At 57.1% G+C, this 12552-nt stretch carries 13 protein-coding genes and 1 other annotated feature (1 of these 14 only partly in view); of the genes, 3 read left to right on the top strand and 10 right to left on the bottom strand.

Annotated features, from left to right (window positions below; translation table 11 throughout):
* Positions 1-32, top strand: a sequence feature (Phe leader region) (it extends 93 nt beyond the left edge of the window).
* A 21-nt stretch (positions 33-53) separates the two neighbouring features.
* Positions 54-1214 carry a bifunctional chorismate mutase/prephenate dehydratase gene (gene pheA, locus CSK29544_RS09290; RefSeq protein WP_007896306.1) on the top strand — a complete coding sequence of 387 codons (1161 nt, stop codon included), beginning with the start codon at positions 54-56 and terminating at the stop codon, positions 1212-1214.
* A gap of 30 nt (positions 1215-1244) precedes the next feature.
* Here the strand turns inward: pheA and CSK29544_RS09285 are convergent, their stop codons facing one another.
* The 10 genes from CSK29544_RS09285 to ffh all read right to left on the bottom strand — a co-directional run bounded on the left by CSK29544_RS09285 (position 1245) and on the right by ffh (position 10242).
* The gene (locus tag CSK29544_RS09285; RefSeq protein ID WP_411814039.1) at positions 1245-2114 is read right to left on the bottom strand and encodes an SMP-30/gluconolactonase/LRE family protein; all 870 of its coding nucleotides are present in this window, start codon (positions 2112-2114) and stop codon (positions 1245-1247) included.
* A 76-nt stretch (positions 2115-2190) separates the two neighbouring features.
* On the bottom strand, positions 2191-3312 hold the full coding sequence (tyrA, locus tag CSK29544_RS09280) for a bifunctional chorismate mutase/prephenate dehydrogenase (protein ID WP_007896302.1): 1122 nt from the start codon (positions 3310-3312) through the stop codon (positions 2191-2193).
* An 11-nt stretch (positions 3313-3323) separates the two neighbouring features.
* Complete coding sequence (gene aroF, locus CSK29544_RS09275) at positions 3324-4394, bottom strand: 3-deoxy-7-phosphoheptulonate synthase AroF (RefSeq protein WP_007896300.1); 1071 nt, start codon at positions 4392-4394, stop codon at positions 3324-3326.
* A 198-nt stretch (positions 4395-4592) separates the two neighbouring features.
* Positions 4593-5960, bottom strand: coding sequence for a PepSY-associated TM helix domain-containing protein (locus CSK29544_RS09270; RefSeq protein WP_007896298.1), 1368 nt, complete (start codon positions 5958-5960; stop codon positions 4593-4595).
* A 53-nt stretch (positions 5961-6013) separates the two neighbouring features.
* Positions 6014-6454, bottom strand: a complete 441-nt coding sequence (locus CSK29544_RS09265; RefSeq protein WP_007896295.1) for a DUF2946 domain-containing protein — start codon at positions 6452-6454, stop codon at positions 6014-6016.
* Between the two features lie 166 nt (positions 6455-6620).
* Positions 6621-6968 carry a 50S ribosomal protein L19 gene (gene rplS, locus CSK29544_RS09260; RefSeq protein ID WP_002914145.1) on the bottom strand — a complete coding sequence of 116 codons (348 nt, stop codon included), beginning with the start codon at positions 6966-6968 and terminating at the stop codon, positions 6621-6623.
* A 45-nt stretch (positions 6969-7013) separates the two neighbouring features.
* Positions 7014-7787, bottom strand: coding sequence for a tRNA (guanosine(37)-N1)-methyltransferase TrmD (gene trmD / locus CSK29544_RS09255; protein WP_004385559.1), 774 nt, complete (start codon positions 7785-7787; stop codon positions 7014-7016).
* A 30-nt stretch (positions 7788-7817) separates the two neighbouring features.
* Entirely contained in the window at positions 7818-8366 is a 549-nt protein-coding gene (rimM, locus tag CSK29544_RS09250; RefSeq protein ID WP_007870198.1) for a ribosome maturation factor RimM, read from the bottom strand.
* Positions 8367-8384: 18 nt separating this feature from the next.
* On the bottom strand, positions 8385-8633 hold the full coding sequence (gene rpsP, locus CSK29544_RS09245) for a 30S ribosomal protein S16 (RefSeq protein WP_004385557.1): 249 nt from the start codon (positions 8631-8633) through the stop codon (positions 8385-8387).
* Positions 8634-8880: 247 nt separating this feature from the next.
* Positions 8881-10242, bottom strand: a complete 1362-nt coding sequence (ffh, locus tag CSK29544_RS09240) for a signal recognition particle protein (protein ID WP_004387961.1) — start codon at positions 10240-10242, stop codon at positions 8881-8883.
* Positions 10243-10404: 162 nt separating this feature from the next.
* Here ffh and CSK29544_RS09235 point away from each other — a divergent pair, with 162 nt between their 5' ends.
* Together CSK29544_RS09235 and CSK29544_RS09230 are read left to right on the top strand one after the other, a co-directional pair.
* Positions 10405-11199 carry a cytochrome C assembly family protein gene (locus CSK29544_RS09235; RefSeq protein WP_007795757.1) on the top strand — a complete coding sequence of 265 codons (795 nt, stop codon included), beginning with the start codon at positions 10405-10407 and terminating at the stop codon, positions 11197-11199.
* 18 nt (positions 11200-11217) lie between these two features.
* On the top strand, positions 11218-12507 hold the full coding sequence (locus tag CSK29544_RS09230; RefSeq protein ID WP_014728249.1) for an HlyC/CorC family transporter: 1290 nt from the start codon (positions 11218-11220) through the stop codon (positions 12505-12507).
* Positions 12508-12552: the final 45 nt, after the last annotated feature.

The following is a 12552-nucleotide window of genomic DNA, read 5'->3' as shown; positions in this document are numbered from 1 at the left end:
ACAGGCCTCCCACTCCGGGGGGCCTTTTTTATGGCTATACACAAGGTGGCGTTATGACTGCGGAAAACCCGTTGCTGGCCCTGCGCGATAAAATCAGCGCGCTGGATGAACAATTACTCGCCCTGCTGGCGCAACGCCGGGCGCTGGCGGTTGAGGTAGGCAAAGCGAAACTCGCCACCCATCGTCCGGTCAGGGATATCGATCGCGAGCGAGATTTACTGGAGCGGTTAATTAGCCTTGGCAAAACTCACCATCTCGACGCGCACTACATCACCCGGCTTTTTCAGCTGATCATCGAAGACTCCGTTCTTACCCAGCAGGCGCTACTCCAGCAGCATCTTAACCAGACCAACCCGCACTCCGCCCGCATCGCGTTTCTCGGCCCGAAAGGCTCTTACTCGCACCTGGCCGCCCGCCAGTACGCGGCTCGCCATTTCGATCACTTCATCGAAAGCGGCTGCGCAAAATTTCACGATATCTTTAATCAGGTGGAGACGGGCCAGGCCGATTACGCCGTCGTGCCGATTGAGAACACCAGCTCCGGCGCGATTAACGATGTCTACGATCTGCTGCAACACACCAGCCTGTCGATTGTCGGCGAGCTGACGCTGCCTATCGATCACTGCGTGCTGGTCTCCACCTCCACCACGCTTGAGAAAATCGAAACCGTCTACAGCCATCCGCAGCCGTTCCAGCAGTGCAGCCAGTTCCTCAAGCGCTACCCGAACTGGAAAATCGAATATTGCGAAAGCACCGCCGCCGCGATGGAGAAAGTGGCGCACGCCAGCTCTCCGTATGTCGCCGCGCTCGGCAGCGAAGCAGGCGGCGCGCTCTACGGTTTGCAGGTGCTGGAGCGCAATCTCGCCAACCAGACGCAAAACATCACCCGTTTTGTGGTGCTGGCCCGCAAGGCAATCAACGTATCCGATCAGGTGCCGGCAAAAACCACGCTGTTAATCGCCACCGGCCAGCAGGCTGGCGCGCTGGTAGAGGCGTTACTGGTGCTGCGTAATCACAATCTGATTATGACGAAGCTTGAATCGCGCCCGATTAACGGCAACCCGTGGGAAGAGATGTTCTATCTGGATGTTCAGGCGAATCTCCACGATGCTGCGATGCAGCAGGCGCTGAAAGAGCTTGTGGAGATCACCCGGTCGATGAAAGTACTGGGCTGTTACCCGAGCGAAAACGTGGTGCCGGTCGACCCGGCATAACCAGACACGGCCGGAGATCCGGCCGTTTTTTTATCCTTTAAATCGCGGCTTCGGCAGGCCTGCGACGCTGACCTCAAGCGTAAAGAGCGCGCCCGAGAGCGGAAACTTCTCCAGCTCCTCCAGATCCATATTTTCCCGCGTGGTGGTGATATAGAGCGTTTTCATCTCCGGGCCGCCAAAACAGACCATCGTCGGGCAGCGCACCGGCAGGCGATACTCCTCAAGCTGCTCGCCGTCTGGCGAAAACCGCGCGATGCGGTGACCGTCATACATCGCCGTCCAGTAGCAGCCTTCCACATCCAGCGCCGCGCCATCAGGAATGCCTTCGCCTTCGCCAAAGGTTTTAAAAATCTCGCGTTTGCCCGGCTCGCCGAGCTCATCAAGCGGCGTGCGGTAAATCACGCCTTTCGGCGTATCAGAGGTATACATCCAGCGTCTGTCAGGGCTGAAGGCAAGGCCATTCGCGCCGTGAATATCACTCTGGATAACATGCGCGCTGAGATCATTGTCTACACGCACCAGCAGCGCGCCTTTGTAGTCACCGGGAGCCCAGAAAGTGCCCGCGTAAAAGCGTCCGTCGTGGTCGGTGCCGCCGTCGTTAAAGCGCGCCAGCGCCGGGTTATTGGGGTTATCGCAAATCTTCTGCCCCAGAATGCCCCGCTCGTCAGCAAGCCAGATGCCGCTGCGCAGCGCGACGATAAAGCCGCCCTTCTCACGCAGCGCGAAGCATCCCACCTCTTCCGGGAATTGCCAGACGCGGTGTTCGCCGCTTTGCGGCTGGTAGCGATGGATCTCCTGCTCCAGGATATCGGCCCAGTAGAGCGCCTGCTCCTGCGCGTCCCAGGTCGGGCATTCCGGCAGGTGGCCGGTGTAATCAAACAACAGCTGCGGTTGCGCCATTTCGTTCATCCTTTTTCGCCATAAAAAAAGCCAGCGGAACTGGCCTGCTGGCTTTTGAGTATAAGCGGATTTTGCGTTACTGGCGGCTGTCGTTTGCCTGGCGCAACAGCGCGCGGCTCTCCTGCTGGAATCGTTTCGCATAATCGCCGAACCAGTGCTCCACTTTCCGGAAGCTGTCGATAAACGCACGCTTATCGCCCTGCTCCAGCAGGCCAATCGCCTCGCCAAACCGCTGGTAGTAACGCTTAATGAGCGCCAGATTGCCCGGCGACGACATAATAATGTCGGCGTAGAGCTGCGGGTCCTGCGCAAACAGGCGGCCCACCATCGCCAGTTCCAGCCGGTAAATCGGCGAGGAGAGCGCCAGCAGTTGCTCCAGCTGTACATTTTCTTCGGCCAGATGCAGACCGTAGGCAAACGTCGCAAAATGGCGCAGCGCCTGGATAAACGCCATGTTTTGATCGTGCTCGACCGCGCTGATGCGGTGCAGCCGCGCGCCCCAGACCTGAATTTGCTCAAGGAACCACTGGTACGCCTCCGGCATACGTCCGTCGCAGTAGACCACTACCTGTTTGGCAAGGCTGCCGCTGTCCGGCCCGAACATCGGGTGCAGGCCCAGTACCGGGCCGGAATGCGCTTCCAGCATAGCCTGGAGCGGTACGTTTTTCACCGAGGTTAAATCGACCAGCACGCAATCTTCCGGCAGCGCGGGCAGCTTGCGGATAATCGCTTCGGTCAGGTGCACCGGCACACTGACAATCACCATTCCGGCATCAGCACACAGCGTCTGCGCCTGTGGCCAGTCCTGCTGCTCCAGAATGCGCACCTGGTAGCCGGAAAGCGTGAGCATTTTTTCAAACAGCTGGCCCATCTGGCCGCCGCCGCCGACAATCACCACCGGACGCAGGGCCGGGTTAAGCGTTTTAAAGCCTTTATCGTTCTCGCTGGAGTACGATTCGCGCATCACGCGCCGCAACACATCTTCGATAAGATCCGGCGGCACGCCGAGCGTTTCGGCCTCATGACGACGCGACGCCAGCATAGAGGCTTCGCGCTCCGGCACATAAATCGGCAGCCCGTAGCGGCTTTTTACTTCGCCCACTTCCGCCACCAGCTCCAGACGGCGCGCCAGCAACCCCAGCAGCGCCTTATCCACTTCATCAATTTGATCGCGCAGCGCGGTCAGTTCAGCCACCATCGTTAAACCCCTTACGCCAGGCGCGCCGCCAGCGCCCCTCGCAAATCCTGATGAAGCTCGCGCAGGAGCGCCTCGGTGGTTTCCCAGCTAATGCAGGCGTCGGTAACCGATACGCCGTATTTCATGGCGCTGCGCGGCTGTTCGGAAGACTGATTGCCTTCGTGAAGGTGGCTTTCAATCATCAGACCAATAATAGAACGGTTGCCGTCTTTAATCTGCGCCACCGCGGATTCCGCGACGCCCGGCTGGCGGCGGTAGTCCTTGTTCGAGTTGCCGTGGCTGCAGTCAATCATCAGCGCCGGACGCAGACCCGCCTGCTCCATCTCTTTTTCACACTGCGCGACATCCGCCGGGCTGTAGTTCGGCGCTTTGCCGCCGCGCAGGATCACGTGGCCATCCGGGTTGCCCTGCGTTTGCAGCAGACACACCTGGCCTGCCTGGTTGATGCCGACAAAGCGGTGCGGCATCGCGGCGGCGCGCATCGCGTTAATCGCAGTCGCAAGGCTGCCGTCGGTACCGTTTTTAAAGCCAACCGGCATTGAGAGGCCGGACGCCATTTCGCGGTGCGTCTGCGATTCCGTGGTACGCGCGCCAATCGCGGACCAGCTAAAGAGATCGCCTAAGTATTGCGGACTGTTCGGATCGAGCGCTTCGGTCGCGAGCGGCAAGCCAAGGCTCACCAGATCCACCAGCAGGCGGCGCGCGATCTTCAGCCCCGCTTCCACATCAAACGAGCCATCCATATGCGGATCGTTAATCAGCCCTTTCCAGCCAACCGTGGTACGGGGCTTTTCAAAATAGACGCGCATGACAAGGTAAAGACTATCGCTGACCTGTTCAGACAGGGCTTTAAATCGACGAGCATACTCCATCGCAGCTTCAGGATCGTGGATCGAGCAAGGTCCACACACCACCAGCAGGCGCGGATCGCGACCGGCGATGATATCGGAAATGGTCTGGCGAGTGCGCGCGATCTGCGCCTCCTGTTCAACGGTCAGCGGAAACTGGGCTTTGAGTTGATCCGGAGTGATTAACACTTGTTCATCGGCGATATGAACGTTATTCAGCGCGTCTTTTTGCATGATGGCGATCCTGTAAGTTTGCTCGTTGCGATAGTTTTCCTCTGCGAGGAGGATTTAACAATATCACAGATGGTAAAGATTTCAATCCATAAAACGTACCGATAACTTTACAATAGGAAAATAAATGGCGATTACCGGGCCTGAACGTGTAATTATTACTTTCCACAATAAGAAAAGGCGGGTTTCCCCGCCCTGTTATTATTGCCCTTTCTCAACGACCGGTTCGCGACGCCCCTGCCGCCAGCGCCAGTAGTCCATCAACAATATTATAACGAGGCTAATGCCCATGACCGGCAGCGCCAGCCCCAGCAGTATGACTACCGCGAGTGTCACCACGCGCCAGACAACCGGCAGATTCAGCCAGCCCTGGCTTAGCGTCGCTGCCGGGCTAACCAACGGCCCCTGCGGGCGACGCAACCACCAGAGCCGGTAGCCAAGCACAATTGCCACGCACAGCGCGATGCCAAAGGTGATAAGCAGCAACTGGTTTAGCAGGCCGAACAGAATGCCCATATGAAAATCGACGCCCCAGCGTGTGAGCTTCGCCATCAACGGGTAATCCGCGAAGCGTGTGACATCGATAACCTGGAGCGTGGCGCCGTCCACTGCCACGGCATCGACCTGCGTGGGCCAGGTACGGTCTATCTCAGTTACCGTCCAGGCACGCCCCGCCTCGCGCGGCGGACGAATCTCCAGCCTGCGGGCGTCAATACCGGCGTTTCTCGCCGCCTGCAACACCTGGTCATACTGACGCGCATCAATGTGCAGCGCTGGCATGTCCATCGTGCCGTGATGCATATGGTGTTCCGCATGCGGATCGTGTTCCTGCGCCCCGCCATGCAGTTGCGTATTGACCTGCGGCGTCAGCCAGCCAAACGCGGCGCGCATTTTATCGACGTTCGCGCCTGCCCACTGCGACCAGGTGAGTCCCGTCGCAGAGAAGAGCAGCATACCGGCAAGCAGCGCCCAGCCGAGGCCCGTATGCAGGCGGCGTGTATTCTGAAACGCGTTTTTCATGCGCCGTTTCGGGCGGGTCAGGCACCAGAGCGCGATCCCGCCGAGCGCCGCCACCCACATCCATGAGGCCGCCAGTTCGCTGTAGACACGCCCGACGTCGCCAGCCAACAGCGAGCGGTGCATATAGTCTATCCACTGGCGCAGGGGCAGAATGCCGCTGGTGCCATAGACGGTCATGTCGCCTTTTACCGCAAGGGTCACCGGATCGATAAATATGGCGTGCGACTCCGACTCACCAAGCGACGGGTCAGCAAACATCACCCGCGTCGTCTCGCCAGGCGTTAATGCCGGACGCACCGCAGAGAGGCGCAACTTACCGCCGGTCTGTTGCTCCGCCACCGCGATTTGCTGCGCCAGCGGCAGAGGCGTGCCCGACGTAGCGCCGGACAGCGCCTCGCGATAGATCCAGTTTTCCAGCTGCGGGGTTGCGACATAGAGCGTGCCCGTCAGCGCGGCGATGAAAATAAACGGCCCGATAAACAGACCAATATAGAAATGAAGGCGTCGCAGCAGGTTGAGCCATGCCGCGCGCGGGGTGCAGGAAGTCATACTTTTCCTTTTTTAAAAGCAGATGTTATCGCTGCGCCAGGGCGCAGGGGTTTTTAGCAGGAAAAAGCAGACAGGCGCGGCGGCGCGCGGGTATCGGGCCAGAGACGCGGGTAAAAACGCCAGTGCCTGGCCACCGGGCGAGGAACCGGCAACCGCACGCGTTGGAGAATAAAGGAGATGAGCAGTACAAGCGCCAGCAACAGGCCAGGCACGTGCGCCAGTAAAACGCAGTAGCCGCACGCTTCGGCATGATCGACCGGCATAGACATCGGCTCAGGGGCAGCCCTCTCGTGATGCATCCCCTGATGCATATCAGCCATATCGCCCATATCCGCCATCGGCATCTCATGATGCATGCCGGGCATCGCGCTCATCGGGCCTTTTTGCAGGCTGACAGAAATAAGCGGCGCCACCACAATCAGCAGGATCGCGAACAGCGCAAGCATGGCTGCGCGATAACGAAACACGGACTGATAAAAGATGTTGCTGCCCACTGCACCTCCAGAAAGGGAGGCTTATTGTAAATGATTTGGATGTAAAAGGTTAACGCATGGGAAGGGAAACAGCTGCTCTTTACACTCAGTTTAAGCGATAAAGCGACAAAAAAAGGGCCAGCCCGCAGGCCAGCCCTTTTTATATCGGATGTCGCTTAAGCGAATCTTAGTTAAGACGCTCTTTGATACGAGCAGACTTACCAGTGCGCTCACGCAGGTAGTACAGTTTAGCTTTACGTACAGCACCACGACGTTTAACAGCAATGCTGTCAACTACCGGAGAGTGAGTCTGGAAGACACGCTCAACGCCTTCGCCGTTGGAGATTTTGCGAACAGTGAATGCAGAGTGCAGACCGCGGTTACGGATAGCGATAACCACGCCCTCGAATGCCTGCAGACGTTTTTTGGAACCTTCAACAACCCATACTTTCACTTCCACGGTATCACCCGGACGGAAGGAAGGTACGTCCTGCTTCATCTGCTCTTGTTCAAGTTGCTTAATAATGTTGCTCATAATTTAATCTCTTATCCTGGGTAAACTGATGTTTCGGGTAGCGGCTTACGCGTCGCCAGTCCCATCATGTCTATGTTGCTGTTGTGCGTGTTCAGTTTTGAACTCCGCCAGCAACTTTGCTTGCTCTTCAGTCAGAGCCAGGTTTTCCAGAAGTTCAGGTCTTCTAAGCCAGGTACGGCCCAGCGACTGCTTCAGGCGCCAGCGTCTGATTTCGGCATGGTTCCCCGACAGTAAAACTGGCGGTACTTCCATCCCTTCTAACACTTCAGGCCGGGTATAGTGCGGGCAATCCAGCAACCCGTCGGCAAAGGAATCTTCCGTTGCCGACGCTTCGTGACCGAGTACGCCCGGAATAAACCTGGCGACCGAATCAATCAGCGTCATGGCGGGTAGCTCGCCGCCGCTGAGAACGTAATCGCCGATTGACCATTCTTCGTCAATTTCGGTCTGAATTACGCGCTCATCTATCCCTTCGTAGCGGCCACAAACCAGAATTAACTTCTCGTTCGTCGCCAGCTCACTGACGCCCGCTTGATCAAGCTTGCGTCCCTGAGGTGAAAGGTAAATCACCTTTGCGCCCTCACCTGCCGCGGCTTTCGCTGCGTGAATGGCGTCCCGCAAGGGTTGCACCATCATTAGCATCCCCGGTCCGCCGCCGTAGGGCCTGTCGTCCACGGTACGGTGCCGGTCGTGCGTGAAGTCGCGAGGACTCCAGCTGTCGATGCTCAGCAGGCCATTTTTTACTGCCCGGCCAGTTACCCCGTAATCGGTAATCGCGCGGAACATCTCAGGAAACAGGCTGATTATGCCAATCCACATAGCGCCGTTTATTACCGTTTGTCCGGAGGTTTAAAAACCAGGATCCCAATCTACTTCAATGGTTTGAGTAGCGAGATCGACTTTCTTGATAACCTGCCCATCGAGGAACGGAAGTAACCGCTCCTTGATACCGAACGCATCTTTCAGGTTTGCCTTAACGACGAGAACGTCGTTCGACCCGGTTTCCATCATGTCGATGACTTTACCGAGGCTGTACCCTTCCGTCGTGACCACCTGGCAACCGATAAGGTCTTTCCAGTAGTAGTCGCCTTCTTCGAGGTCCGGCAACTGCGAGGAATCCACGACAATTTCGCAATTGGTCAACAGATTCGCGGCATCACGATCGTCAACGCCTTTCAGCTTGATAATCATGTCCTGATTGTGGTGCTTCCAGCTTTCCAGCTGTACTTGCTGCCACTGACCCGCCTGCTGGATAAACCAGGGCTGATAGTCAAAAATGCTTTCAGCGTCTTCGGTGGAGGAAAACACTCTGAGCCAACCACGAATGCCGTAAGAAGAACCCATTTTCCCGAGAACAATCGGGTTAACAGGGGCTTTAGCGGCGTCTTGCTTGCTCATCATGACCACCGTGACAGATTAAGCTGCTTTTTTTGCTGCTTTGATCAGCGCGGAAACGCGATCGGAAACGGTAGCGCCCTGGCCAACCCAGTGCTCGATACGATCCAGATCCAGGCGGGTGCCTTCTTCTTTCTCGTTCGCGATCGGGTTGAAGAAACCAACGCGCTCAATGAAGCGACCGTTGCGTGCATTACGGCTATCAGTAACGACAACCTGGTAGAACGGACGCTTTTTAGCGCCGTGACGTGCTAAACGAATAGTTACCATAACATCCTCTTGTGTGAATAAAACACCGGGCCCCATCGAGGAACGGAGCCCGGCGTCATATTAAAAGCCCGAAAATTTTACTGATTTCTGAGGAAAAAGCAATCTGCAGTTGATACACCCACTGTAAAAGGCCGTCGGCGGTGCAGTCAGTTCGGTGCCGGCGTGCGCACAGCCACCGGAGTGTACACGTAGTACGTGAGGATGGCGAGCACACCCTGGTGCCAAAATGGCAAACAAGCCAGGCCCTTTAGCGGCCAGGGAATCCTGGCGGCATCATCCCCTTCATATTCCGCATCATCTTCGCCATCCCGCCCTTCTTCATCTTCTTCATCATGCGCTGCATGTCGTCGAACTGTTTCAGAAGGCGGTTAACGTCCTGCACTTGCATCCCGCAGCCTGCCGCGATACGACGCTTGCGAGAGCCTTTGATGATTTCCGGCTTCGCGCGCTCTTTCATCGTCATCGAATTAATGATGGCTTCCATACGCACCAGGATTTTGTCATCCATCTGCGATTTCACGTTATCCGGCAGTTGTCCCATGCCCGGCAGTTTGCCCATCAGGCTCGCCATGCCGCCCATGTTTTTCATCTGCTTGAGCTGCTCAAGGAAATCGTTCAGATCGAAGCCGTCGCCTTTTTTCAGCTTGGAGGCGAGTTTCTCCGCCTGCGCGCGATCGACTTTGCTTTCGATATCTTCGATAAGCGACAGTACATCGCCCATGCCGAGAATACGCGACGCGATGCGGTCCGGGTGGAACGGCTCCAGCGCTTCGGTTTTCTCACCAACGCCGAGGAATTTAATCGGTTTGCCGGTGATGTGACGAATCGAGAGCGCCGCACCTCCGCGGGCGTCGCCATCCACTTTGGTCAGCACCACGCCGGTCAGCGGCAGCGCTTCGTTAAAGGCTTTCGCGGTATTGGCGGCGTCCTGGCCGGTCATCGCATCGACCACAAACAGCGTTTCCACCGGTTTGATAGAGGCGTGAACCTGCTTGATTTCGTCCATCATCGCTTCGTCGACGTGCAGACGACCGGCGGTATCCACCAGCAGCACGTCGTAGAATTTCAGCTTCGCTTCTTTCAGCGCCGCGTTAACGATGTCGACCGGCTTTTGCGCGACGTCAGACGGGAAGAAATCCACGCCGACCTGCTGCGCCAGCGTTTCGAGCTGTTTAATCGCCGCCGGGCGATACACGTCCGCGGAAACCACCAGCACTTTTTTCTTGTGCTTTTCGCGCAGGAATTTACCGAGCTTACCGACGCTTGTCGTTTTACCGGCCCCCTGCAGGCCCGCCATCAGCACCACGGCGGGCGGCTGCGCGGCCAGATTCAGGCTCTGGTTTTCTTCGCCCATCGCCGCCACCAGTTCGTTACGAACAATCTTCACAAACTCCTGGCCTGGCGTCAGGCTTTTGTTAACTTCATGCCCTACCGCTTTCTCTTTTACGCGGTTGATGAAGTCACGCACCACCGGCAGCGCGACGTCGGCTTCCAGCAGCGCCATGCGCACTTCGCGCAGCGTCTCTTTAATGTTGTCTTCAGTCAGGCGCCCACGGCCGCTGATATTGCGCAGCGTGCGCGACAAACGGTCAGTTAAATTATCAAACATGATCTCTTGCCCAAGGGTAACTTTAGGCCGCCGCAGCGACACCGAGTAAGAATGAGGCGCAGTATAACATGAAGCCGCCCTGGTTGTGATGCAACGGTTGGAGCAGGCGGCGCGTAACGCTATACTGCTTCTCTTTCTCTTCTGGCTAATCCGACATCCTATATGCCTGTTTTTTCACTGCTGGCGCTTGTCGCCTACTCGGTAAGCCTGGCGCTTATCATTCCCGGTCTGCTTCGCAAGAACAGCGCGTGGCGTCGTCTTGCGATAATTTCGGCGGTGATAGCGCTCGTCTGTCACGCCGTGGCGCTGGAAGGTCGACTGTTCCCGGACGACAGCAGCGGCGGCCAGAATCTCAGCCTGCTGAACGTCGGTTCGCTGGTCAGCCTGATGATCTGCACCGTGATGACTATTGTGGCCTCGAAAAACCGCGGCTGGCTGCTGTTGCCGATTGTTTACGCGTTTGCGCTGATCAACCTGGCCTTCGCGACCTTCGTGCCGAATGAATACATTACGCATCTGGAAACCACGCCCGGCATGATGGTGCATATCGGCCTGTCGCTCTTTTCCTACGCGACGCTGATTATCGCCGCGCTCTACGCGCTGCAACTGGCGTGGATAGACTATCTGCTGAAAAACAAAAAGCTGGTGTTCAGCGCCGACATGCCGCCGCTGATGGGTATCGAGCGCAAGATGTTCCATATCACCCAGGTGGGCGTCGTGCTGCTGACGCTGACGCTCTGCACCGGTCTGTTCTATCTTCACAACATGTTCAGCATGGAGAATATCGACAAAGCGGTGCTGTCCATCGTCGCATGGTTTGTCTATATCATCCTGCTCTGGGGACACTATCATGAAGGCTGGCGCGGCCGCCGCGTAGTGTGGTTTAACGTCGCAGGCGCCGCCTTGCTGACGCTCGCCTACTTCGGCAGCCGGGTTATCCAGCAGTTCGCTGGCTAAACTTCAAAGGACAATACGTTGGAACATATCTCAACCACCACACTCATCGTAACGCTTATCGTGATGGTGGTGGTCTCCGCCTACTTCTCCGGCTCGGAAACCGGGATGATGACCCTCAACCGTTATCGCCTGCGGCACCTGTCGAAGCAGGGCAACCGCGCGGCGAAACGGGTGGAACGCCTGCTGCGTAAGCCCGACCGGCTGATAAGCCTGGTGTTAATCGGCAACAACCTGGTCAATATCCTTGCCTCGTCGCTCGCCACTATCGTCGGCATGCGTCTGTATGGCGATGCGGGCGTGGCGATCGCCACCGGCGTACTGACGTTCGTGGTGCTGGTTTTCGCCGAAGTCCTGCCGAAAACCGTTGCGGCGCTCTACCCGGAAAAAGTGGCCTTCCCGAGCAGCTTTTTGCTCGGCCCGCTGCAAATCATCATGATGCCGCTGGTCTGGCTGCTGAATATGATCACGCGCGTGCTGATGCGTATGGTCGGTATTAAAGCGGATAACGTGGTGAGCGCCGCGCTCAGCAAAGATGAGCTGCGCACCATCGTGCATGAATCGCGCTCGCAGATTTCGCGCCGCAATCAGGACATGCTGCTCTCCGTACTGGATCTGGAAAAAGTGAGCGTCAGCGACATCATGGTGCCGCGTAACGATATCGTCGGCATTGATATTAACGACGACTGGAAATCCATCGTCCGCCAGCTGACCCACTCGCCGCACGGGCGCATCGTGCTGTATCGCGAATCCCTTGACGACGCTATCGGCATGCTGCGAATCCGCGAGGCCTGGCGGCAGATGAACGAGAAAAAAGAGTTCACCAAAGAGGTGATGCTGCGCGCCGCCGATGAGATCTACTACGTGCCGGAAGGCACGCCGCTCAGCGTTCAGCTGGTGAAATTCCAGCGCAATAAAAAGAAAGTGGGCCTGGTGGTCAATGAATATGGCGATATTCAGGGGCTGGTGACGGTAGAAGATATTCTTGAAGAGATTGTCGGGGACTTCACCACCTCGATGTCACCCACGCTTGCTGAGGAAGTCACGCCGCAAAACGACGGCTCGGTTATCATCGAAGGCAGCGCCAACGTGCGCGAGCTTAACAAAGCGTTTAACTGGCGCTTACCGGAAGAAGAAGCCCGCACCGTCAACGGCATGATCCTCGAAGCGCTGGAGGAGATCCCCTCCGCCGGCATTCGCCTGCGTCTGCACCAGTACGATATCGATATTCTCGATGTGCAGGAAAATATGATTAAACAGGTACGGATAACGCCGGTAAAACCGCTGCGGGAAAGCGTGGAAGGCAACTAACCGTTACCCCATTAAAAAATGGCCAGTCGATGACTGGCCTTTTTC

The organism is Cronobacter sakazakii, assembly GCF_000982825.1.
GTDB lineage: Bacteria > Pseudomonadota > Gammaproteobacteria > Enterobacterales > Enterobacteriaceae > Cronobacter > Cronobacter sakazakii.
Note: the sequence above shows the minus strand (reverse complement) of the source record. Positions and strands in the feature narration are given on the sequence as shown.